This window comes from Demequina sp. (assembly GCF_016278765.1).
Classification (GTDB): Bacteria; Actinomycetota; Actinomycetes; order Actinomycetales; family Demequinaceae; genus Demequina.
Window position 1 is genome coordinate 210 of record NZ_JADQBE010000022.1, and the last position, 21,723, is coordinate 21,932.

The following is a 21,723-nucleotide window of genomic DNA, read 5'->3' on the forward strand; positions in this document are numbered from 1 at the left end:
GGTCTCATCGACCAGTTGGAGTTTGAGGGTTTCACGACTGCGCAGGCTACGTATGGCGTCGACCAAGTGGGCCTCTAAGTAGACGAGCGCAACCCCGGGTCCAACGTTGCAAAGCGTAGGTATTTCGTCGTCTTGCTGCCGCACAGATGACGGTCTCCATGACTCCACCAAGGCTACTGAGTCTGAGCATCGGGGACCGAAACGACTTGGTAGGACTGCGCTGCGGAGCGTGGCTGGCCGCATGGGCGCTCCGGCTAGCCACTTGGGGCCCTCTTCGGCACGACGGTAATGTGGGCACAGATATCTGGTGTGCCGTCGAAGTGGGGGAGTGAGATGGAAAACAACTGCAGCGGGCAAGGCTGATCCCAGTCGGCGGCACGGGCGCGGGCAACGAACGCAAGCAACGTGCGACGTCGGCGCTGTTGGCGGTGGTGTCGATAGTGCGGCCATTCTCCAACGCATTACTCGGACCACTTGGTGCTAGCAAGGCTGCGGCGGCTCATGTCGATGCGTTCATCGAACCGCCCTTCAAGAACGGCATCAAGACTGACGTGAGGCCCGACGGGCTGATCCGAGTCACCTATGGGCGCCAAACGCCGTTTACGGCGTTGGTCGAGGTCAAGACTGGTACCAACATTGGGCTGACCCCGTGATTTAGGTCCAGTTGTTGTGAGAGTCGTCTTGCAGCTCGCGGGTGCGGGTATGAAGACTGGTCTGATCATGACGAATAGAAGGAAGCGACACACGCCCGAGCAGGTCGTACGCAAGCTCAATCAGGCTGATCGGATGCTGGCTGACGGTGCCGAGGTCGCGGCGGTGTGCCGCGAGTTGGGTGTGTCCGAGCAGACGTACTACCGGTGGCGTAACCAGTACGGCGGGCTCAAGGCCGACGATGCGAAACGCCTCAAGGAGCTTGAGAAGCAGAACGGCACCCTCAAGCGCCTGCTGGCCGAAGCGGAGTTGGAGAAGGCGGCGCTGAAGGAGTTTGGCTCGAGGGAAACTTCTAGGCCCGAATCAGGCGCCGCGCCGCTGTCGCTCACTTGATGAGAGGACATTGCAGGTGAGTGAACGGATGGCGTGCCGTCTGGCCGGGCTGAGTAGATCTGCGTACCGTCGCACGCTCAAGGGCGACACCGTGGCCGATCCTGACCGAGCACTACGGGACTGGCTTTGCGCCTATGCGAAGAAGTGGGCTTGTCACACTTCCAGTTCGACGTCGACGAGCGGGGTCGGGCTATCAAGATCGCCTCCATCGTGGACGAGCACACCCGTGAGTGCATTGGTGGGCTCGTAGAACGCTCCATCACGGCTGACCGTCTCACCAACCACCTCGACGACCTCGTCGCCATCCACGGCGCACCAGCTGTCCTCAACATCAACAGCTTCTACTCGCTGTTACACGCCCAAGTCGTGATCAGTGACTGGAAGATCGAATACAACACCGTGCGACGCCACTCGGCCCTGGGCTACCTGACCCCCGCCGACTATGCTCGCCACTGCACCCACAAAATGGAAACCGACGACTCACACAACGACCGGACCTAACAACGGGGGCGGCCCAAGGCCTACGATCGGTGACCCTTCACCGTGAAGCGGTTCCCCCGCGTCCGTGACATTTCGTCAGCCTCGGAAAGCAGGGGCACGTGACCACTCGACTTCCAGTCGTGAAGCGCGGGCTACGCGCACACCACTATCTGCATAGTGCTGCGGTGGAGACGCTCATGGGGAGCACGCCGGTTCCCCCAAGAAGTGTCGCCTCAACCGGGCCGAAACGAGCGACGTCATCCGCGATGGAGGCCGGAACGCAGTCTCCGCGCACGATGTACAGAGGTGATCCCCCAATGCTGGCACGTACTGCGCCAGTGAGCGCGTCAGGGTAGTCGCCACCGTAGGCGAGATAGACACGACTCGCGGTGGGGAACGCATCGGTGTTGATAGCGGCGCTCGTGGCGTAGCGGTCGCTGCCTCCCAATCGCCGCACTTCGGTGACTCCCGGAATTGCTGCGAGAGCGGTCTGGATACCCTTGGAGACTGCGCCGGTACCCCCAGCGATCACGATGGTGGTCGCGCCGAGCTCTGTGATCAGGGCCGTGGTGTCCGCGTCGACACTTGTGGCCGTGCCATCAACGGAGATCACAGGAGCACCTTGAGTTCCGGCGGCAGCAGCCGCGCTGAGTGCGTCGGGAAAGTCCCGTCCGGAGGCGATGTAGACCACGCTCGCCGACCCTGCGTCCCAGTGGTCTCGCACGGCGAGCCGCGCGGTCTCGTAGCGGTCAAGGCCACCCAACCGAGTGATGCCGCCCGGCTCCGCATATGCGGTGAGGGCCTTATAGGTCGCCGTGTTGACCGCGCCGGTACCCCCAAGAACGACGATCCGTGTGGGGGCCAGGCGCTTGAGCTCGGCCGCGGTCTCCGGGGGGATAGCGTCGTGCCTCACGAGAACCAACGGCGCATTGGCGGACGCCGCAATAGGCGCAACTGCCAATGCATCGGGATAGTCCTGACCGGACGCCACATAGACGACAGCCGCTCCCGGCGCGAAGGTCTTGGTGAGTGCCGCGGCCGTCGCGTAGCGGTTGGCGCCCGAGATTCGCTCGCTTGTCGTCACATTGGTGAGCGCCCCGGTTGCGTGCGGATTGCCGAACCAGGTCCACCATAGGCTCCAGAAGTTGCGGTTTCCGTACGAAGAGCAGCCGTCATTCTGGCCACCATAAACGTTGCTGAGCGCGACGGCGTTCGGTTGGTAGGGCGTGTAATTGTAGAGCCCGGCCGTGGCCTGATTCCGAATAAGCACGTTAGTACCGCCGCAACTCGAACTTGGGTGGTAGCGAACGTAGTTGACCACCCCTGCGAGGTGATTGTACGAGGTGGGTTTGACGCGGTAAATCTGAAACTGCCTAACGCCGTAGTAAATCTGCTTCTGGAAGCCCGCATACGCTGGGTTGCATGGCCCGGTGTCTGGGCAGGCATAGCCGGTGGCCTTCTGGTACCGCCAGTCGCTAGGCCATGTGTGATTTACCAGTTCCATTTCCTTCTGCAACGTGATCAGAATGACCTTGGGACTCACCCCGCACCCCGCCGCTGCCTTTGCGATGATGGTCGAAGCCAGTTCGTTCGCGGCCCCCTTGTATCCGCCCGGGCAGTACGCATCCGGCGCAATGTCCGTCGTGGTCATCCGGTAGTCCTTGAGGCAAACGATAGGATCGTCGGGCCCATACGACTTCTCTGGCTCGCACCGTCCTGCACTTGTCTGGCTCAGTTGCACCTCAAGGAAACTCTGTATTTGGGACGCAGTCATGGACGCGGAGTCGTAAAACTGTTGGTCTGAGACGATGAATCCTGGGTCCCAGTCGGATCCTGAAACGGCCTCTGCGGGTCCGCTCGTGTCGACAACGATAGTTGCGCTCACGACGAGCACAAGCGCGGCCGAATACGCGGCCCTGACGCTCTTCATGTAATCTCCACGGTCATCGGGTCCGAACTCACAGAGCCCTTGCTATTCGCGTAGGTCAGGGTCACCGTGTAGGTGCCAGCTGGGGCCTGGGTAGCAGGCACCACGGTGGATCCGCACGAGGTGGTGCCATTATTGGCCACGCCAGTGGTGTGCGCGGTGATGTCGGCTCCTCCCTTGCGCCGTATGAGGTACGAACAGTCGCCATCGTCCTCCACCAAGCCCTCCACATAACCACCCACTAGGAGGCCCCCAGTGGCGGGATCGCGCGTGGCGAGCGACACCTGCGCAGACGCGCCCGCAATAGTCGGCTCCGCTGGCGGTGACGAGGTCTGCGGGCTGTCCCCCGGCTCGCCGGAGGGCGTAGCGCTCGGGCTGGGTGAGGGCGAAGGGCTTGCTGTGCCCGCGGTGGGCGAAGGAGGTGACGGCACCGCCGACTTTGAAACCGGTGCGGTCACCGTGGCGTCGGGCCGGGGGTCAGAACTCGAGCAACCAGAAGTAGCGAGCATCGCAACGATGCCCGCGCAAACTAGGGCCAGGCGCACAGGTCTCCACACTCCGAAAGGATAAGCAGACTGCACCCGGAATATGGGGACGTTGGGCGTCACTCACGCGTCGCATGTGACAAATGCGACATTTGGGCGATGCCCGCTAGACCGCACTCCGGTGAAAGTTCTGAAAGCTCTTGGACGCCGTCGGCCCCCGCTGACCCCGATACCGAGACCCGTACTTGCTCGACCCATAGGGATGCTCCGCCGGCGAGGACAACTGGAAGAAGCACAGCTGCCCGATCTTCATGCCAGGCCACAGGTTGATCGGCAACGTCGCCGTATTCGACAGCTCGAGCGTCACGTTCCCCTCAAACCCCGGGTCGATGAAGCCGGCTGTCGAGTGCGTCAGCAGCCCCAGCCGACCCAGAGAGGACTTGCCTTCGAGCCTCGCCGCAATGTCGTCGGGAAGCGTCACCGATTCGAAGGTCGACCCCAGCACAAACTCACCAGGGTGAAGAACGAACGGATTGTCCCCGTCGACCTCCACCAGCCTCGTCAGGTCGGGCTGCTCAATCGAGGGATCGATCGCCGCGTACTTGTGGTTGTCGAACACCCTGAAGAACTTGTCGAGCCGCACGTCAATTGACGACGGCTGGATCATCACGGGGTCGTACGGATCGAGGGCCACGCGGCCGGTGTCGATCTGGATACGGATGTCGCGGTCCGAAAGCAGCATGGGGCAAACCTAGTCCGCCGGGTCGCGGGTCGCTACTTGTCCTTGCCGTCGCGTCGGCGCTCGCGCCGTTCCTTCTCGCGAAGCCAGATGCGGAACTCCGGGTCGTCGTCGGGACCCTGCGGGTACCTGGGGCCACCCCGACCGGACCTGGGAGTCTGGCCTCCATTGAACTTCGCGATGAGCCACGCGGCGGCGCCCACGAAGGGCGCGAAGAGCGCGATGAGCACCCACAGCGTCTTGGGCAGGCGGTACGGCTCCTCGTCCGGGTGCTGGGCGATGTCGGCAATGACATAGGTCGCAAGACCGATGTACAGGATCGCCGGCAACAGGTATCGCATGCCATCACAGTAGGTGCCCGATGCGGGCGCGTCCAGCCCATGTCGTGGGGCTCACATGGCCCCTTGGCGCAAATCGAACCGGTCGCACGGAGAACTTCCGAGCCGGGCGCGACCCAGGGCCCGATGAGAGCGCGCTCATGGGACTACGCTTGGGTCTGCGACCGCCCCTCATCACCGGGCTCCTCATCACCCGGCCCCACCACTTCTTGAAAGGGCTCGACATGCAGTTCGGTCACTTCGACGACGAAGCCCGCGAGTACGTCATTGAGACGCCGCACACGCCCTACCCCTGGATCAACTACCTGGGATCTCAGGACTTCTTCGGACTCGTCTCACACACCGGCGGCGGCTACTGCTTCTACCGTGACGCCAAGATGCGGCGGCTGACGCGCTACCGCTACAACAACGTGCCCGTTGACGACGGCGGTCGCATCTTCTCGATCAACGACGGCGGCGACGTGTGGAGCCCCTCGTACCGGCCGTACAAGAAGGACCTCGACGCGTTCGAGACACGGCACGGCATGGGCTACACGCGCATCACCGGCGAGCGCGGCGGCCTGCGCGCGTCGGTTCTGCTGTTCGTGCCCGTGGACATCAACGCGGAGATTCACCAGGTGACGATCACCAACCTCACCGACGCCCCGAAGAGTTTCTCCCTGTTCTCATTCCTCGAGTTCAACCTGTGGAACGCAGAGGACGACCAAACCAACTACCAGCGCAACCTGAGCATCGGCGAGGTGGAGGTCGAGGACGGCGCGATCTACCACAAGACCGAATACCGTGAGCGTCGCAACCACTACGCGGTGTACGGCGTGAACGCGCCGATCGCGGGCTTCGACACCGACCGCGACACCTTCCTGGGCTACGGCAACGGCTTCCACGAGGCCGCCGTTCCCCACGCCGGCAAGTCCGGCGACTCGATCGCCTCGGGCTGGTACCCGTGCGCATCCCACCACCTTGAGGTGGAGCTGGCCCCCGGCGAGTCCACGTCCTCCACGTTCGTGCTTGGCTATCTCGAGAACGCCGAGGACGACAAGTGGGAGTCGCCCGGCGTCGTCAACAAGACGGGCGCCAAGGTGCTTCTTGAGCGCTTCGCCACCAACGATGCTACCGAAGCCGAGTTCGCCAAGCTCAACGCCTACTGGGACAACCTGCTGGGTTCGTACACGGTGCAATCCGGCGACGACAAGCTCAACCGGATGGTCAACGTCTGGAATCAGTACCAGTGCATGGTGACGTACAACATGTCCCGCTCCGCCTCGTACTTCGAGACCGGCATGGGACGCGGGATGGGCTTCAGGGACTCGAGCCAGGACCTGCTCGGCTTCGTGCACCTCGTTCCCGAACGCGCCCGCGAACGCATCATCGACATCGCGTCGACGCAGTTCGAGGACGGCAGCGCGTACCACCAGTACCAGCCGCTCACCAAGCGCGGCAATCATGCGCTGGGCTCCGGCTTCAACGACGACCCGCTGTGGCTCATCCTGGGCGTGGCCGCCTACATCAAGGAGACCGGCGACTTTGCGATCCTCGATGAGATGGTGCCGTTCGACAATGATGTATCTCTCGCGCAGCCGCTGATGGAGCACCTCAAGCGCTCCTTCAACCACCCGCTCGAGAAGGCCGGCCCGCACGGCCTGCCCCTCATCGGCCGCGCCGACTGGAACGACTGCCTCAACCTCAACTGCTTCTCATCGACCCCAGGGGAGTCCTTCCAGACCACGGAGAACCAGGCTGGCGGCGTGGCCGAGTCAATCTTGATCGCGGGCATGTTCGCCGCGATCGGCCCCGACTACGCGGCGCTCGCGCGCAGGCGCGGGGACGATGCCGAGGGCGACCGCGCCGAGCAGGCCATCGCCGACATGAAGCAGGCCGTGGTCGACCACGGCTGGGACGGCGAATGGTTCCTGCGCGCCTACGACTTCTACGGCAACAAGGTGGGCACGCACGAGACGGCCGAGGGCAAGATCTGGATCGAGCCCCAGGGCTTCTGCATCATGGGCGGCATCGGTATCGACGACGGCAAGGCCATCAAGGCCCTCGACTCGTGCCGCGAGCACCTCAGCACTCCGCACGGCATGGTGCTCCAGAGCCCCGCGTACACGAGCTACCAGATCCAATTGGGCGAGGTGTCGACGTACCCGCCCGGCTACAAGGAGAACGGTGGCACCTTCTGCCACAACAACCCGTGGGTCATCATCGCCGAGACCGTGGTGGGGCGCGCCGAGTACGCCTGGCAGTACTACAAGCAGATCACCCCCGCATACCGCGAGGAGATCTCCGAGGTGCACCGCCTTGAGCCGTACGTCTACGCGCAGATGATCGCAGGCAAGGAGGCGTCGCGTCACGGCGAGGCGAAGAACTCGTGGCTCACCGGCACGGCGTCGTGGAACTTCGTGACCGTCTCGCAGTACCTGCTGGGCGTACGCGCGGACTACGACGGACTCGTGGTCGACCCCTGCATCGGCGCCGAGGTGGGCGAGTACACGGTGCGCCGCCAGATCCGCGGCGCGACGTACGTCATCACCGTGAAGAACACGGGCGCCAAGGGCGCCACGCTCACCGTCGACGGCGTGGCCATCGAGGGGAACCGCGTTCCCTACGCGGCGGCCGGCGCGACGGTGGAGGTCGTGGCTGCTCTGTAGTCACACTCCGTCGCGCTACTGCGCGTGACAATGCCCTTGCGGGTGCGGCAGCGAACTTCTGCAAAAACACTTGCAGGCTGTGCACTAACATGCAACTATGGACCTAGGTGATTGTTAGTGCAAGGATCAGTAGGTCACTGTGCTCTCCGAGTGCACAGTTCGAGTTCGAAGTGTGCAGTAACGCGCAACTGTGGTGAGTCAGTGCTGGGGAGGGGTTGTGAATGGGCTTCTTTGAGATCGTCACAGATGAGGCGGTCGACCATGGGCGCCCGTATCGCGCGTACATCCCCTCGCGGCTGCAGGCCATCCCGTTGTCTTTGTCGCCAGTGGTCGCTCGCAAGGTCGACCGGGCGTCGCGCCAGATCGCTCAGATCGATACTCGCCTCGGAGGCTCCCCTTCCTTGCCTGCACTAGCAGCACTCGTCAAGTCGGAGGCGATTGCGTCGTCCTACATTGAGGGGCACCGCATTTCGGCTGACGACCTGGCACGCCAGGCAACTGACCCGCGCACAGCGTCGGCTGACGTCCGAGCGGTCATGGGGAACATTGAGGCCACGCACCGCGCGGTGCGCTTTCTGTCAGATCCATCTCGACCGATATCGATCGAAGACATCGTGCGCATTCAATCCGACCTGATGGAGACACATCCGCGCGGCGGCTCGCGCTCACCGTTCATCGGGCTGCGCACATCTCAGGCAGTGCTCATCCCCCCGGGGGCTGTACGAGGTGAGTCCGCATCAATGTCGGAGGCGACCCACATCCCGCCACCAGCGTCCCGGGTCGGGGGCGCGATGGCCGATCTCATTGACTACATCAATAGCGCGCCAACGGACGCACCGCCGCTAGTGCGCGCCGCGCTGGCGCACGCACAGTTCGAGACGATCCACCCATTCCCTGATGGCAATGGGCGCACCGGCCGTGCGCTGATTCAGGCCATGCTGCGCCGCGACGGAGCGGTCAAGCACATCACGCTGCCCTTGTCGCCGTACCTGGCGATGAACCCGCGCTCGTACGTTGACGGCCTCAATGCGGTGCGTTTTGACGGTGACGAGCCAGACCAGCACGCACTTGGTCAGTGGTTTGAGAACTTCGCTGACTGCGCCTACAGCGCTGCGGCAAACGCCAAGGACGTTGCCGACCACATTGATGACATTGGCGCGGACTGGACGGACCGGCTACGTCACGATGGCGCGCGTACCGGAGCTACCGCATATGGCGCGGTCAACTACCTGCTGGGGGCGGTGGCTACGACCGCCCGCGACCTGGCGTTTCGCCTTAACGTGGGGGAGGGTGCCGCACGCACAGCACTCCACCGGCTGGAGAGGATCGGAGCACTGAGCGCTTCGAAGAGCGCCGACGGCTCCGTGGTGTTCGTTGCCGACTCTGTCGCTGATGTCATTGGTCGATCCCAACGGGACATCGAGGTGATCTCCGCGCCGAGGTTCGACGCCGCACCGATTGCCGATGCCATGTCGACGAGGCGGAGGCCTTCGCTTGACGACAGCGGGGCGGGTGCGCGAGCAAACCCACGGAAGGTCTGTGGGGCGTGGATGCCTCGCTCTCGTGCACACTGCAACCTCCCAGAAGGACACGCTGGATGGCCTCAGGGTGGGCACCGGCACCTGCGTCGTTAGCTGGGGATCCCAGGATCGCGAGCGGGGAATAGAGACAGGTGACCGTCTCCGCGCCCTACGCGCCGGCCGATGTCGCTTCGGTTGTGTCCGATCTTGCCGTTCGGCGGGCGATGCGAGACTTCCTCGCGCGGACCACCGCGGTCACCGAGAGGAAGATGAGCCCGCCCAGGGCGGCCCAGGGAAGGATCACACCGAGAATGACCAGAGCGCCCGAGAGGAACGCCACGAGTCCGTCCCAACCGGACACCAGGCCGTCCCAGAAGGTCTCGGGCGAATCGTCCACGACCACGACGGGCTCCGTGGTGAGCGACAGATCGATCGTGGACATAGATACCTGGTCGTCGAGGCCACGCTGGCGCGCCTCGAGGCTCTGGAGCTCGGCCTGGCGTCGGGCAAGCTCGTTCTCGAGCGTGATGATGTCCGAGATGTCTTCCGCCTCAATCAAGAGCGCTTGAATGCGGTCGGTGGAGGCGCGCAGCGTCGAAATCTGCGCCTCCAGGTCCGCCACCTCGGTCGTGACGTCGTAGGAGTCGGTGCTGAACTGGTCCACCGTCCCCAACTTGCGCAGGTCGTCGACCACCGCGTCGAGGCGGTTCGAGGGGATCCGCATCGTCAGCGAAGCCGAACCTCCGTAGTGCTCGTCGGGAGCGGTCTCGCTGCGCGCGTCGATGCGCCCGCCCGCGTTTTGAACGATGCCCGTTGCCCGGTCTGCGGACGCGATCGGGTCGTCGACGGTCATGTACATCGCGCCCGTGATGATGATGGAACGGTCGGTGGCCGGTTCCCCGCCACCGGACTCGTTCGCGGCGGCGCCGTCGGCCGCTGGCGCTCCCTGCTGAGCGTCACCGCCGTAGCCGGCATCAGCAGCGCTGGACGAGTCGGAAGACGACGAACAGCCTGAAAGCGCTGCTACAGCGACGATCAGTCCGGCGATGACCCCGATGCGTCGCGCGCGGCGCATCGTCCCCTCTCCGGTGTCATTCATAGTGCTCATGCTAGTGAGACGCGTGGGGGCCCGACAACGTTGGGTGCCCGGAATCAAACGGGACCCCTTCGAGTACCCGTCCTAGACTTGCCGCATGGAGGTCCTTGAGGGCCGGGTAGATGCCGGGCGACGCCTCGCGGCTCTGCTGGAGCACGTGCGCCTGGACCGGCCGACTGTGCTCGGCATCCCTCGCGGGGGAGTCCCAGTAGCCGCCCAGATCGCCAGCGCCCTCCACGCCCCCCTTGACGTGCTGGTGGTGCGGAAGCTCGGTGTTCCCGGCCATGCGGAGTTCGGGTTCGGGGCGATCGGCGAGGGTGGGGCTCGCGTGCTCGACGGCGACGTGGTGGCCCGTCTGTCCCTCGACCCCGCGACTATCGAGCAGGTGGCGGAAAGGGAACGCGCAGAACTTGAGCGCCGCGTGGCGCTGTACCGCCCAGACCAACCCGCGCTTGATCTATCGGGGCGCACGGCGGTTATCGTCGACGACGGCGTCGCCATGGGAGGCACGATGCTCGCGGCGATCGATGTGGCTCGGGCGCTGGGCGCCCCACGCATCGTGGTCGCGGTCGGCGTGGCCCCGCACGATGCCGCGGACCGGTTGCGAGCCGCGGCGGACGAGGTCCTCGTGGCACTCAGCCCCCACGAATTCTCATCCGTCGGCCAGTGGTATCGCGACTTCTCGCAGGTCCCGGATGACGAGGTGGTGCGCCTGCTTGTGGGAGCCTGAACCTAGGCGCGTCATCGACAAAACGGTAGAGGCGTCCTTCAACGCAAGGAGCATCGGTGAGACCGAACCCCGACTACGCCATGACGGACCTCGCGGACGTCGCCGCCCTGCTCCATGACCACCCGTGGTGCACCATCGTCTCCCACGCTCCCGGCCGCGGCATCGTCGCCTCGCACTACCCGGTCTTGGTGGACGACGATGCGGACGGGTTTAGCGTGTTCAGTCACGTGGGCAAGCCGGATGAGCGCCTTCACGAGTTGGGGGAGCACGAACTCACGATCATCGTCGAGGGACCCCAGGGCTACATCTCGCCGGGTTGGTACGGGGTCTCGCCAGCGGTGCCCACCTGGAATTTTGTGGTGGCCCACCTGACGGGCACACCCGAGGTGGTGTCGCTCGAGGAGAACCTCCGGCTCATGGACCGGCTCGTCGACTTCTTTGAGGATCAGGCCGAGACCCCCACCGGGCTTCACGCCAGCGCGGCCAACACCGCCTACGCCAAGCGCATCGTCCACGGCACCGTGGCGTTCCGCATGACGGTCGATCGCTTCGAGGCGAAGTGCAAGATGAGTCAAGACAAGCCCGACGCGGTGGTCGCTGGCATTCTGGAAGGGCTGTCACGCCCCGGGCCGTTCCGCAACCCGCCGCTGGAGCGCTACATGAGGGCTTTGCGCGATCGAGGGGCCGCAGGGGACTGAGGGGGTAGCGTAGGCGATCCGGGGTCCACCTAGTAGTCGTCGGAATCTCAGAGGGCAGGGTTCAAGGCGTCGATGCCGAGCCCCAACGCGTTAATGCGATCCGGCAGTCTTCCATCGATTTCATCCGTCCCCCGGTTCCCTTGAAGGTCGAACTTCTCGAATGTAGGACTAGCACAGGTCAATCCGACCACGTGATCGTGATCTCCGTTCAGCCGAGTGAAGTCGTGCATGAAACTGCGGATGGTCAGTGCTACTTGCGAGTTGGCGATGAGACACGCAAACTTACTTTCGCCCACCGACAGGAACTTGAGTTTGATCGGGAACATGCCAAGTACGAAGCGCAGCGACTCGCAGGGCGAACGTTAGCGGACCTTGACGGAGGCCTCGTCGTCTCGTACAAGAAGGCTGCGGGAGCTTCTGCACCCACGGAGCAGTTCTTGGCGAGTCGTGGGTTGCTAACCCAGCAACTCGAGGTGACCAACGGGGCATACCTCCTCTTCGCTCGTCACCCGCAAGACATGTTTCCCAACGCGCATGTCCGCGTGCTCAAGTTCCTGGGAACGACGAGGGGTACCGGCGCTCGTCTTGCGCTCGACGAGGATGCGGACTTTCGGGTAGAGGGTCCGATTCCCGCGGTGATTTCCCGAGCGGCGAGCATCGTCGAAGATCTGATGCCTGTACGGAGAGCGCTCGGACACGAGGGGCTCTTCGTGGGCGAGCCGATCGTGCCACGCGAAGCATGGCTGGAGGGGCTCGTCAACGCTGTTGTGCATCGGTCCTACAGCATCGCTGGCGACAGTATTCGGGTCGAGATCTATGAAGACCGCATCGAGATCGTGAGCCCGGGACGATTCCCCGGACTCGCCGACTTGACCAAGCCTCTCGACGTGGTTCGGTACGCTCGCAACCCAAGAATCGCGCGTGTATGCGCCGACCTGAGGATCACACAGGAACTCGGCGAGGGCATCCATCGGATCTTTGACGAGATGAGATCTCGTGGCCTAGAGGACCCTCTCTACGAACAGGGAAGTTCCCATGTGCGGCTGACATTGTCATCACGCCAGCGTCTGAACGACCAGGTTGCGGGGAACCTCGCTGTAGCGGCGCGAGAGATGCTGAGGGATATCCGTCGCGCAGCTCGTCCGGTGACGACTGGTGATGTTGTGGAGATTACCGGGCGTTCGCGGCCAACGGTGTTGAAGCACTTGAATGTGTTGCGCGAGGTAGGACTGATCAAGTGGGTCGGTACGAACTCGAACGATCCGACTGCAACATGGGAGCCGACGGACTAACGAACTCTAAAGGTCTTTGTATAAGTAACCCTTTAGGGTGGTTCGTCGGCCACGCACCCAGCGACTCGTGCTGACACCCTTGCCAGGGCTAGGGCCGCTGGGAGAAACGCTCCAGCAGTTCGCCGTCGCCGGCGACCACCAACAGGTCGTCCGGACGGATCGTGGTGTCACGGCCCGCGTACTCGAAGTCCTCGCCCGGCGTCTTCACACCAATGACCTGGATCCCGTACTTGTTGCGCAGGTCCAGCTCGCTCAACGTGAAGTTGTGGGTCTCCTTGGGCGGCCGCATCTTCACGATGGTGAAGCCGTCTTCGACCTCGATGTAGTCGAGCATCTTGCCGCCCACGGAGTGCGCGACCCGGGCACCAGCGTCGGCCTCTGGCAGCACGACGTGGTGTGCACCGATGCGCTCCAAGATGCGTTGGTGCTCCGTCGTGGTGGCCTTCGCCCAGATCTCCTTGATGCCGATGTCGACGAGGTTGCCGGTGATGAGCACCGAGGCCTCGAGCGACGTGCCGACCCCCACGACGGCCGCACCGAAGTCCTTCGCGCCGATCTGTTCGAGCGCGCGGGGGTCCGTGGCGTCGGCCTCAACCACGGGAAGGCGGGCGGACCACCGTTCCACAAGGTCCGGGTCACGCTCCACCGCGAGCACTTCCACGTCCATCAAGTCGAGCGTGTCCGCCAGCGCCGAGCCGAAGCGGCCCAGCCCGATGACGAGGACGCCTTGGTCTTGAGTCTCGTTAGCCAATGAGGGGCCTCTCCTTCGGATAGCGGATGACGCGCCGCCGCTTGTTCAACGCTAGCGCTGCCACCACGGTCAGCGAGCCGACACGGCCCACATACATCATGACGATCAGGGTGGCCTTGGCGTCCGAGTCAATCGAACCGGTGATGCCGGTGCTGAGCCCGCACGTCGCGTAGGCGGACACGACCTCGTACAGGGCACGGTCGAGCGGTATGTCCGTCTGCCAGAGGAACACGGTGGTTCCGAGGATCACCATGAACATGCTCACCAAGGTGACAGACACGGCCAGGCGCAGAATCTCGGTGCCGATGCGCTTGCCAAACGCCTCGATATCGCGCCGACCTCGCGCCTCCGCCCAGATGGCCAGCACCAGAACCGCCAGCGTGGTGACCCTTATTCCGCCAGCGGTTGATCCCGAACCGCCACCGATGAACATCAGCACCACTTCGAGCAGCCACGTGTGCTCCCGTGCCTGCCCGATATCGAACGAGTTGAAACCGCCGGAACGCTGGTTGATCGACTGGAAGAAGATGTTGCCGACCGTCTCGGCGCTGCTGGCGGTGCCCAGGGTATTGGGGTTGCTCCACTCGAACAGGGCAAGGAACGTGGCGGACACCAAGGCGAGCGAGGCGATGGTGACGAGCGTGAGCTTGGTGTGCAACGTCCATCGGCGCGGGTGCCGCCACTGCCGCAGGATGTTCAGGTAGACCGGAAAGCCGAGCGCTCCCACAAAGACGCCCAGGCCAATCGGTAGGAGCATCCACAGATCCGCCGAATACGGGGTCAGTCCCAGCGGGTCCGGGGAGAAGCCGGCGTTGTTGAACGCGGAGATCGCATAGAAGACGGAGTAACCAGCGGACTTGCCCAGCCCGTAGTCCAAGGTAAGGAAGCGCGGGAATAGTACGAGCGCGATGGTCGCCTCGGCGGCGGTGGAGACGATCACAATGGTCTTCAGGAGCGAACTGAGGTCGCCAAGGCCGGTGGCGCGTGCCTCGCCTGCGGCCAGGATGCGCTGCGTGAGCCCGATGCGCCGGCTCACGGCGATGCCAACGATGGACGCGAGCGTCATGATGCCGAGGCCACCAGCCTTGATCGCCACGGCAATGATTGTCAGACCTACCGGCGACCAATAGGAGCCGGTGTCGACTGTGACAAGCCCGGTCACGCAGACGGCGCTGGTGGCGGTGAACAGCGCGTCGATGAACGGCGCCCGATGGCCGGAGACGGTAGCCACGGGAAGTGATAGCAAGCCGGTGACCAGGAGGATGACCGAACCGAAGGCACCCAACGCAATGCGTGCGGGGTGTTGCAGAGCGAGTCTGTCGATCTGATCGTCGACCTTTTGGCGCATCGTTCGCTGGTGAGCCATCCCACTCCTCTCCGTCTGTTCTGTACTCCGTGGGCACCCTCGGGCTCAACGCACCTACTCTGGCACGCGCACGGGCTTGCCCTGATTGTCATCGGCACTTTTGTCGTTCTTCACAACAGTCCAGGCAGCCTCTACAGTGGGAAGGTCATTCGGCCGATAGAACCGGCGAGTGCATCAAAGGAGACTTGGGTTGTCAGAGAACACGTCCCCGCGATTCCTGACCGTCGCGGAGGTAGCCGATATGTGCCGGGTGTCGCGCATGACCGTGTACCGGTGGGTGCACAATGGCGACCTGCCCGCTGTGCGGTTCGGCAAGTCCTTCCGGGTGCCTGAGCAGGCCGCTGCGGAGTTCGTGCAACGCGCCGCCCTGACGTCCGATGTGGACGAGGATGGCGGTACGGGCGTCACCGCTGTAGGCTAAGGCACCGTGTCACGCGCCCGTCGCGTGCCTCCGCCCGTCGCAAGCATTCGATCAAGGTAGGTTCCGTGGGTTCCGTCATCAAGAAGCGTCGCAAGCGCATGTCGAAGAAGAAGCACCGCAAGTTGCTTCGCAAGACTCGCCACCAGCGTCGCAATAAGAAGTAGACGCCAACAACGCTCTGCACGTCAACAACGCTGAGCCCGTGCCCGTCAGGGGTGCGGGCTTTGTCGTGTCCGGGCCCGCCAGCCCTTGCGATGGCCCGGCTTGACTAGGATGCGTCGGGTCGCGGCGATTGCCGCCTCCGCTTGAGCGCCCGCAGAGGGGCGAGCAGGGTGTGTCCGACGCCGCGCAGGATTGTCATGACCATCCACACACACCCCGTCAGGCTTGCTCGCACAATCGAGCGTCGCCCCTGCGGGTTGCGGCCCCTGAAGTCTTGGACGGGCCAGCCGTGGCGCTTAGCGTGGCGGCGCAACCGCGAGTCGGGGTTGATCGCGCAACCGTGACCCACGGCGCCTAGCATCGGGGCGTCGTTCATGGAGTCGCCGTACGCAAAGCACCGGGAAAGGTCCAAGTCCCTGCGCGCGGCAAGCTCACGCACTGCGACCGCCTTCGCCTCACCGTGCATGAGGTCGCCGACGAGATTCCCGGTGTAGAAGCCGCCCTTGTGCTCCGCAATGGTGCCGAGTGCTCCGGTCGCCTTGAGGCGCCGCGCGATGAGGCGCCCTATCTCAAGGGGCGACGCGGTGACCAGCCACACCTCATGTCCCTGGGCGCAGTGCTCGTCAATCAGCGCCTTGGTGCCGGGGAAGATGCGCATCGCGAGGATCTCGTCGTACACCTCTTCGCCGATCGCGGCCATCTCGGCCACCGACCAGCCCTTGATGATCGACAGCGCCTCGTTGCGCACCGTTGAGATCTGCTGTTGAGACTCGCCAAACACGAGGTACTTGAGCTGCTCCCAACCGAATCGGATCAGCTCGCGGTTGCGAAAGTACCCCCGCTGCTTGAGGCCGCGCGCGATGTGGAAAGCACTGGCGCCGCGAATGATCGTGTTGTCCACATCGAAGAACGCGGCGACAGGGGTCGGCGCGACCGGCTCCTGGCGCGTCATGAGGCAAGCCTAACGGCGCTCGGCGGTGCCGTGAGCCTCGGTCCTTGCGCCAATGGCCGCGCCTGCGGTCATCGCGAGGAGGGCCCCCTGGCAGCGGCCATGTTTCACGTGGCGCGAAGTCGGCCTAGGGTTGCGGTGTGAATGAGCGCGTTGTGCTGTACACCCGCAAGGATTGCCATCTGTGTGACAACGCCCGTGATCTGGTGCGCGGGGTCTGCGCCGACGAGGGCGTCGCGTGGCGAGAGGTGGACGTCGACTCGGACCCGGCGGTGCGTGCTCGCCTGAGCGACCTCACGCCCGTGGTCGAGGTGGACGGCGTGCAGGTGGGTTACTGGCGTATTCGCCCGGAACTGGTGCGTCTCGCGCTTGACACGGGCCCCGGTGTGGAAGGGGACCGCGCGGTGGGGGGACAATAGTCCCATGCCGACCGTCCACCTGGTGCGTCACGGGCATGTCCACAACCCGGATGCCGTGCTCTACGGGCGCCTGCCCAATTTTCACCTGTCCGACACGGGGCGCAAGATGGCCGATGCCGTCGCCGAATACCTCGTCGACACGGGCCTTCCGGTTGCCCGAGTGATCGCCTCGCCGTTGCAGCGGGCGCAAGAGACGGCGACGCCGATAGCCCGCGCCTTCGGTCTGCCGATCGAGACTGAGCCCCGGATCATCGAGGCCGGCAACATCTACGAGGGCGAGACGCTGCCCACCAGTTTCAAGGACTTTGTTCACCCGCGCCATTGGTGGCGGCTGCGCAACCCGTGGAGGCCCTCATGGGGAGAGCCGTTCAAGGAGCAGGCCGAACGCGTGTGGTCGGCCATCCGCGATGCCGCCGCGGCCACGCCCGACGGCGACACCGTCATGGTGAGTCACCAGTTGCCCATCTGGGTGGCGCGGTTGTCGTTCGAGAAGCGGGGCTTTCTGCACGACCCTCGCAAGCGGGAGTGCGGCCTCGCGTCGATCACGTCGTTCCGCTTCGAAGACGGCGAACCCGTTCAGATGACCTACGCCACCCCCGCCGCCCACATCAAGGCGCCCACGTGACCAGGCGCGCTCGCCTGGCAGTGCTGCTCGCGGTGGTCACTGCGACGGTGCTATGGCTGGCCGCATGCGCTCCGCCCGACGCCAACACCTCGCCCGGCTACGTCTCCGGCGACGGCGCCGTGACGGAGTGGGCTGCAGGGGAGCGGCCAGGACCGGTCGAACTGACGGGCACCGGCATCGACGGCGCTTCCCTCGATCTCGCGGACTACCGCGGCCAGGTGGTCGTCGTGACCACGTGGTACGCGGCGTGCCCGCCGTGCCGGGCCGAGGCCCCCGACCTGGTCGCGCTCGACGCGGTCGACGGAGTCAGCGTGGTGGGCGTCAACGTGCGCGACGACGCCGATACCGCCAAGGCCTTCGAGCGCACCTTTGGGGTCGAGTACCCGTCGCTGGACGGGACGGACGGCACCGCGGTGGCCCAACTCCAGGGCCTCGTGGCGGTGCGGGCCGTGCCGACCGCTCTGATTCTGGACCCTGACGGGTACGTGGCGGCGCGTTCGGTGGGCCGCATCGAGCCCTCGACCCTGCGCGCGCTCGTGGAGGCGGCGTCGAACGGCACCGTGACCTCAACCATGCTCGACGCAGGAGTGGGCGAGTGATCTCCAGCATCGGCGGCACCTTTGCCGACACGGTGCTGTCGGGCTCCCTGCTTGCCGCGTTGCCGGTGGCGCTCCTGGCCGGGCTGGTGAGTTTCGTCAGCCCCTGCGTCGTCCCCTTGGTGCCCGGCTACCTGGGCTACCTGTCCTCGATGGCGGGTACCACCACACCGGGACGCGCGTCGCGACCCAAGCTGGTGTGGGGCGTGTTCCTGTTTGTGCTGGGATTCGCCTCCGTGTTTGTGGTGCTCGGTGTGGCATTTGCGTCTGTGGGCAGCCAGGTCGAGCAGCAGCTCGACATCATCACCAGGATTCTCGGCGTGCTGGTGGTGGTGATGGGGTTCGTCTTTCTGGGCTCCGTGCCATTCCTGCAGCGCGAACGGCGCATCCACCTGTCACCCAAGGCCGGCCTGTGGGGCGCGCCCCTGCTCGGGATCGTGTTCGGGCTGGGCTGGACGCCGTGCATCGGCCCCACCTTGGCCGCCGTCCTGACCCTGTCGCTCAGCGACGCGACCATCACCAGGGGAGTGATCCTCGCGGTCGTGTATTCGCTGGGCCTGGGGCTGCCGTTCGTCGCGCTGGCGGTGTGGATGGAACGCTCGCGGCCCGTGCTCGCGTGGCTGCGACGTCACCGCGTGGCCCTCATGCGCGTTGGCGGCGGCCTCCTGATCGTGCTGGGCCTGTTGCTGGTGACCGGCCTGTGGGCCCAGATCACCAACGCGTTGCAGGGCTGGATCGATGGGTTCTGGGTGGCCGTGTGAGCGCACCCGATTCCCCGGGGGCGCCCGCGGAGCGGCCCAAGCGCTTCTCCGTCGACAACTACGCGTATCCGCAGGCCCCGCGCCTCGGAGTGCGCGGCTGGCTGCGCTGGGGCTGGCGGCAGGTCACGTCGATGCGCCTGGCCTTGGTGCTGCTGCTGCTGTTGGGCGTCGCGGCGATCCCCGGATCGCTGTTGCCGCAGTGGCCGCAGGACGCCGCCAAGACCCAGTCGTTCGTGGACAACAACCCCACGTGGGGGCCCATCCTCGATCGGGTCGGCCTGCTGGACGTGTTCGGCTCCGCGTGGTTCACGTCCATCTACGTGCTGCTGTTCCTGTCGCTCGTCGGCTGCATCGTGCCCCGCGCCGTGGCGCACGGCAAGGCGGCCCGCGTCCCGGTGGCGGCGGCCCCCCGCTCGCTCGCGCGTTACGACGGGAGGCTTGAGGGCTCCTCGCCGCTGACGCCGGCCGAGGCCACCAACGCCCTGGTGTCCTGGGGACGCGGAAGCGGACTGGCACGGCTGGTGGGCTATCGCAGTCGGGTCGACGAGCGCACGTCCCGCGACGGCACGCGTCAGGTGGCCGTGGCGCTCGAGCAGGGATCGCTGCGGGAGTGGGGAAACCTGCTGTTCCACTCGGCGCTCGTGGCCCTGCTGTTCGCCATGGCCTTTGGGTCCGCCTACACCTACCGCGGCCAGGCTGTGCTGGTCGAGGGGCAGACCTTCACCAATGCCGCCGTCGCCTACGACAGTTTCGAGGCCGGCCGCCTGTTCGACCCGGCGTGGCTGGATCCGTTCCGGCTGCGGCTCGTCCACTTCGATTCCGAGTTCACTGCGTCCGGGTTGCCCGTGTCGTTCCAAGCCAACGTGACCTTCACCGAACCGGGCGGGCAGCCCGAGGCGGACACCATCCGCGTCAACCACCCGCTCGAGGTGGACGGCGGCAAGATCTACCTGCAGGGAAATGGTTACGCGCCGTCCTTCACGGTGAGAGACGCCGACGGCAATATCGCGTTCTCCGGCGCCGTCCCCTTCTTGCCCCAGGACGGCGTGTACACCTCCACCGGCGTCATCAAGGTTCCCGACGTGACGCGCGGCGATCAGCTCGGATTTCGGGCCACGCTGTACCCCTCTGCGGTCCCCACCGTCGACGGCAGCATCGTCTCCGTGAATCCGCAGGCGAACAACCCCGTGATCCTGCTCACCGCCTACACGGGCGACCTGGGGCTCGATGCCGGCATCCCGCAGAACGTGTACCAGTTGGACGAGAGCCAGCTGAGTCCCGTCCGCGGCGACGACAACCTCCCACTCGTGGTGGACCTGCGCCCTGGCGACACGATCACCCTTCCCGACGGCCTGGGCACCGTGACGTGGGATTCGCTGCCGCGGTTCGTGGCGCTCGACCTGCGCGCCGACCCGTCGTTGCCGTGGATTCTTGGAACGTCGCTTGCGTCCCTGCTCGGCATCGGCATCTCTCTGTTTGCCCCGCGCCGACGGTTGTGGCTGATTCTCACCCCCGGCGATCGGGAACGTACACTCGTGGAGGCCGCGGCGCTTGCACCCCCGCATGACGAGGCGGCCACCCGCGCACTCGCGAGTGCCCTGGCAATTGCCGCCGGGGAACCCGCGCCCCGTCCCCGTGCGCGCCAGGAGGACCTGTGAATGTGACCGACCTCAGCGTGATGGCGCTGTGGACCGCTGCCACCCTGTACGCGATCGCCATGGTGGCGTACTCCGTGCGCCTCGCCCGCGTGGCCGAGGCCAGACTGGCCGAGCGTCAGGCCGCACCGGTGGCCGAGCCAGCGCTGGTCCCCGCCGGAGCACCGGCCGAGGCCGCATCAGCCGACGCCCCTGCCGCCTCGGCCGCGCCCCGCCCGGGCGCCCGGGCTCTCGGCATCGGCCGCGCCGCCATGCTCGTGGGCTTGGCGCTTCACCTTGTGGGCGTGGTGACCCGCGGCGTCGACGCCGGACACCCGCCATGGTCCAGCATGTATGAGTTCACCATCACGGGTTCGATGATGGCCGTGGGCGTATTCATGCTGGTGCAGCGCAGGCGCGACGTCACCTACATCGCCCCCGCCGTGGCCGGCTTTGCCGCGTTCGCTGTGGTGAGCGGGCTGCGCGTGTTCTACCGCGACGCCGTGGGCCTCCAGCCCGCGCTCGACAGCTACTGGCTGGTCATTCACGTGCCCATCGCGACCATCGCGTCCGGCATCTTCGCGGTGAGCGGTTCCGTCTCCGCGCTGCAGTTGATGCGCTACTCCAGGGCGCGCGATCTCACGGTGCGCCGCCGCGGCTTCGGCTGGCTGAACCTGCCGCACCGCGCTGTCAAGAGTTGGCGCTGGATCGAGGCGACACCCAAGACCGGCGCGCTGGAGTCGCTCGCCTTCCGCCTGAACGCCATCGGCTTTGTGCTGTGGACGTTCACGGTCATGTCCGGTGCCATGTGGGCCGAACACGCGTGGGGCCGGTACTGGGGCTGGGACCCCAAGGAGGTCTGGTCCTTCGTGATCTGGATTCTCTACGCCGCCTACCTGCACGCCCGCACCACGCAGGGCTGGGCTGGCCGCCGGGCGGCTTGGCTGGCGGTCTCCGGCTTGATCGCGATCATCCTGAACTTCACGGTGGTCAACCTGTATGTCCAGGGGTTGCACTCGTACTCGGGGCTCAAGTAGGCGCG

At 65.3% G+C, this 21,723-nt stretch carries 22 protein-coding genes and 2 pseudogenes; 16 read left to right on the top strand and 8 right to left on the bottom strand.

The genetic code is table 11. The annotated features are described in order from the left end of the window. The first annotated feature begins 15 nt into the window (after positions 1-15). Positions 16-78 carry a hypothetical protein gene (locus tag QZZ29_RS04360; protein WP_291381742.1) on the top strand — a complete coding sequence of 21 codons (63 nt, stop codon included), beginning with the start codon at positions 16-18 and terminating at the stop codon, positions 76-78. Between the two features lie 642 nt (positions 79-720). Continuing rightward, a pseudogene (locus QZZ29_RS04365) lies at positions 721-1,545 on the top strand (transposase). A 145-nt stretch (positions 1,546-1,690) separates the two neighbouring features. On the opposite strand, the gene QZZ29_RS04370 reads toward QZZ29_RS04365, so the two are convergent. The 4 genes from QZZ29_RS04370 to QZZ29_RS04385 form a co-directional block, all read right to left on the bottom strand. Then, the gene (locus QZZ29_RS04370) at positions 1,691-3,454 is read right to left on the bottom strand and encodes a cell wall-binding repeat-containing protein (protein ID WP_291381689.1); all 1,764 of its coding nucleotides are present in this window, start codon (positions 3,452-3,454) and stop codon (positions 1,691-1,693) included. Further along, positions 3,451-3,681, bottom strand: coding sequence for a hypothetical protein (locus tag QZZ29_RS04375; RefSeq protein WP_291381691.1), 231 nt, complete (start codon positions 3,679-3,681; stop codon positions 3,451-3,453). Before QZZ29_RS04375 ends, QZZ29_RS04370 begins: the two co-directional genes overlap by 4 nt. A 421-nt stretch (positions 3,682-4,102) precedes the next feature. Continuing rightward, complete coding sequence (dcd, locus tag QZZ29_RS04380) at positions 4,103-4,678, bottom strand: dCTP deaminase (protein WP_291381693.1); 576 nt, start codon at positions 4,676-4,678, stop codon at positions 4,103-4,105. Between the two features lie 32 nt (positions 4,679-4,710). Next, positions 4,711-5,016 (bottom strand): PLD nuclease N-terminal domain-containing protein, encoded by a 306-nt coding sequence (locus QZZ29_RS04385; protein WP_291381694.1) that lies wholly within the window; start codon positions 5,014-5,016, stop codon positions 4,711-4,713. Between the two features lie 137 nt (positions 5,017-5,153). Here QZZ29_RS04385 and QZZ29_RS04390 point away from each other — a divergent pair, with 137 nt between their 5' ends. Both QZZ29_RS04390 and QZZ29_RS04395 read left to right on the top strand, forming a co-directional pair. Continuing rightward, complete coding sequence (locus QZZ29_RS04390; protein WP_291381695.1) at positions 5,154-7,661, top strand: glycosyl transferase; 2,508 nt, start codon at positions 5,154-5,156, stop codon at positions 7,659-7,661. 221 nt (positions 7,662-7,882) lie between these two features. After that, positions 7,883-9,295: a Fic family protein gene (locus tag QZZ29_RS04395; RefSeq protein ID WP_291381696.1), complete on the top strand. Its 1,413-nt coding sequence runs from the start codon at positions 7,883-7,885 to the stop codon at positions 9,293-9,295. Positions 9,296-9,350: 55 nt separating this feature from the next. Here QZZ29_RS04395 and QZZ29_RS04400 read toward each other — a convergent pair whose 3' ends face one another. Continuing rightward, positions 9,351-10,280, bottom strand: coding sequence for a DUF4349 domain-containing protein (locus QZZ29_RS04400; RefSeq protein ID WP_291381698.1), 930 nt, complete (start codon positions 10,278-10,280; stop codon positions 9,351-9,353). Positions 10,281-10,374: 94 nt separating this feature from the next. Here QZZ29_RS04400 and QZZ29_RS04405 point away from each other — a divergent pair, with 94 nt between their 5' ends. The 4 genes and pseudogenes from QZZ29_RS04405 to QZZ29_RS04420 all read left to right on the top strand — a co-directional run bounded on the left by QZZ29_RS04405 (position 10,375) and on the right by QZZ29_RS04420 (position 12,997). Further along, positions 10,375-11,007: a phosphoribosyltransferase family protein gene (locus QZZ29_RS04405; protein ID WP_291381700.1), complete on the top strand. Its 633-nt coding sequence runs from the start codon at positions 10,375-10,377 to the stop codon at positions 11,005-11,007. Between the two features lie 56 nt (positions 11,008-11,063). Further along, positions 11,064-11,705, top strand: a complete 642-nt coding sequence (locus QZZ29_RS04410; protein WP_291381701.1) for an FMN-binding negative transcriptional regulator — start codon at positions 11,064-11,066, stop codon at positions 11,703-11,705. Between the two features lie 44 nt (positions 11,706-11,749). After that, positions 11,750-11,929: pseudogene (locus QZZ29_RS12750) on the top strand (hypothetical protein); the annotation flags it as partial. A gap of 294 nt (positions 11,930-12,223) precedes the next feature. Then, positions 12,224-12,997: an ATP-binding protein gene (locus QZZ29_RS04420; RefSeq protein WP_291381703.1), complete on the top strand. Its 774-nt coding sequence runs from the start codon at positions 12,224-12,226 to the stop codon at positions 12,995-12,997. An 88-nt stretch (positions 12,998-13,085) separates the two neighbouring features. On the opposite strand, the gene QZZ29_RS04425 is transcribed toward QZZ29_RS04420, so the two are convergent. Together QZZ29_RS04425 and QZZ29_RS04430 are read right to left on the bottom strand one after the other, a co-directional pair. Then, positions 13,086-13,748 carry a TrkA family potassium uptake protein gene (locus tag QZZ29_RS04425; RefSeq protein WP_291381704.1) on the bottom strand — a complete coding sequence of 221 codons (663 nt, stop codon included), beginning with the start codon at positions 13,746-13,748 and terminating at the stop codon, positions 13,086-13,088. Then, positions 13,741-15,114: a potassium transporter TrkG gene (locus tag QZZ29_RS04430; protein WP_291381705.1), complete on the bottom strand. Its 1,374-nt coding sequence runs from the start codon at positions 15,112-15,114 to the stop codon at positions 13,741-13,743. Before QZZ29_RS04430 ends, QZZ29_RS04425 begins: the two co-directional genes overlap by 8 nt. A gap of 190 nt (positions 15,115-15,304) precedes the next feature. Between QZZ29_RS04430 and QZZ29_RS04435 the strand changes: the two genes are divergently transcribed. Both QZZ29_RS04435 and QZZ29_RS04440 read left to right on the top strand, forming a co-directional pair. After that, a complete protein-coding gene (locus QZZ29_RS04435) occupies positions 15,305-15,535 on the top strand; it encodes a helix-turn-helix domain-containing protein (RefSeq protein WP_291381706.1) in 231 nt (76 codons plus the stop codon). Between the two features lie 65 nt (positions 15,536-15,600). Further along, the gene (locus QZZ29_RS04440; protein WP_005504750.1) at positions 15,601-15,699 is read left to right on the top strand and encodes an AURKAIP1/COX24 domain-containing protein; all 99 of its coding nucleotides are present in this window, start codon (positions 15,601-15,603) and stop codon (positions 15,697-15,699) included. A 104-nt stretch (positions 15,700-15,803) separates the two neighbouring features. Here QZZ29_RS04440 and QZZ29_RS04445 read toward each other — a convergent pair whose 3' ends face one another. Then, positions 15,804-16,649 carry an HAD-IB family hydrolase gene (locus tag QZZ29_RS04445; RefSeq protein WP_291381707.1) on the bottom strand — a complete coding sequence of 282 codons (846 nt, stop codon included), beginning with the start codon at positions 16,647-16,649 and terminating at the stop codon, positions 15,804-15,806. A 137-nt stretch (positions 16,650-16,786) separates the two neighbouring features. Here QZZ29_RS04445 and QZZ29_RS04450 point away from each other — a divergent pair, with 137 nt between their 5' ends. From QZZ29_RS04450 to ccsB, 6 genes are read left to right on the top strand one after another with little or no spacing between them, the layout of a single operon-like run. Next, positions 16,787-17,065 carry a glutaredoxin family protein gene (locus tag QZZ29_RS04450; RefSeq protein WP_291381708.1) on the top strand — a complete coding sequence of 93 codons (279 nt, stop codon included), beginning with the start codon at positions 16,787-16,789 and terminating at the stop codon, positions 17,063-17,065. Between the two features lie 4 nt (positions 17,066-17,069). After that, entirely contained in the window at positions 17,070-17,690 is a 621-nt protein-coding gene (locus QZZ29_RS04455) for a histidine phosphatase family protein (RefSeq protein WP_291381709.1), read from the top strand. Beyond that, on the top strand, positions 17,687-18,289 hold the full coding sequence (locus QZZ29_RS04460) for a TlpA disulfide reductase family protein (protein ID WP_291381710.1): 603 nt from the start codon (positions 17,687-17,689) through the stop codon (positions 18,287-18,289). The genes QZZ29_RS04455 and QZZ29_RS04460 overlap by 4 nt, the downstream gene beginning before the upstream one ends. After that, complete coding sequence (locus QZZ29_RS04465; protein ID WP_366479034.1) at positions 18,286-19,047, top strand: cytochrome c biogenesis protein CcdA; 762 nt, start codon at positions 18,286-18,288, stop codon at positions 19,045-19,047. Before QZZ29_RS04460 ends, QZZ29_RS04465 begins: the two co-directional genes overlap by 4 nt. Continuing rightward, a complete protein-coding gene (locus tag QZZ29_RS04470) occupies positions 19,044-20,705 on the top strand; it encodes a cytochrome c biogenesis protein ResB (protein WP_291381711.1) in 1,662 nt (553 codons plus the stop codon). Before QZZ29_RS04465 ends, QZZ29_RS04470 begins: the two co-directional genes overlap by 4 nt. Before the next feature lie 2 nt (positions 20,706-20,707). Beyond that, entirely contained in the window at positions 20,708-21,718 is a 1,011-nt protein-coding gene (ccsB, locus tag QZZ29_RS04475; RefSeq protein ID WP_291381712.1) for a c-type cytochrome biogenesis protein CcsB, read from the top strand. The last annotated feature ends 5 nt before the right edge of the window (positions 21,719-21,723 follow it).

Excerpts from the sequence above, each read along its gene's own strand:
- QZZ29_RS04400 (WP_291381698.1), bottom strand. The coding sequence starts at position 10,280 with ATGAATGACACCGGAGAGGGGACGATGCGCCGCGCGCGACGCATCGGG.
- QZZ29_RS04390 (WP_291381695.1), top strand. The coding sequence starts at position 5,154 with ATGGGACTACGCTTGGGTCTGCGACCGCCCCTCATCACCGGGCTCCTC.
- QZZ29_RS04455 (WP_291381709.1), top strand. The coding sequence starts at position 17,070 with ATGCCGACCGTCCACCTGGTGCGTCACGGGCATGTCCACAACCCGGAT.
- QZZ29_RS04395 (WP_291381696.1), top strand. The coding sequence starts at position 7,883 with ATGGGCTTCTTTGAGATCGTCACAGATGAGGCGGTCGACCATGGGCGC.
- QZZ29_RS04420 (WP_291381703.1), top strand. The coding sequence starts at position 12,224 with ATGTTTCCCAACGCGCATGTCCGCGTGCTCAAGTTCCTGGGAACGACG.
- QZZ29_RS04405 (WP_291381700.1), top strand. The coding sequence starts at position 10,375 with ATGGAGGTCCTTGAGGGCCGGGTAGATGCCGGGCGACGCCTCGCGGCT.
- QZZ29_RS04370 (WP_291381689.1), bottom strand. The coding sequence starts at position 3,454 with ATGAAGAGCGTCAGGGCCGCGTATTCGGCCGCGCTTGTGCTCGTCGTG.
- QZZ29_RS04430 (WP_291381705.1), bottom strand. The coding sequence starts at position 15,114 with ATGGCTCACCAGCGAACGATGCGCCAAAAGGTCGACGATCAGATCGAC.
- dcd (WP_291381693.1), bottom strand. The coding sequence starts at position 4,678 with ATGCTGCTTTCGGACCGCGACATCCGTATCCAGATCGACACCGGCCGC.
- QZZ29_RS04445 (WP_291381707.1), bottom strand. The coding sequence starts at position 16,649 with ATGACGCGCCAGGAGCCGGTCGCGCCGACCCCTGTCGCCGCGTTCTTC.
- QZZ29_RS04385 (WP_291381694.1), bottom strand. The coding sequence starts at position 5,016 with ATGCGATACCTGTTGCCGGCGATCCTGTACATCGGTCTTGCGACCTAT.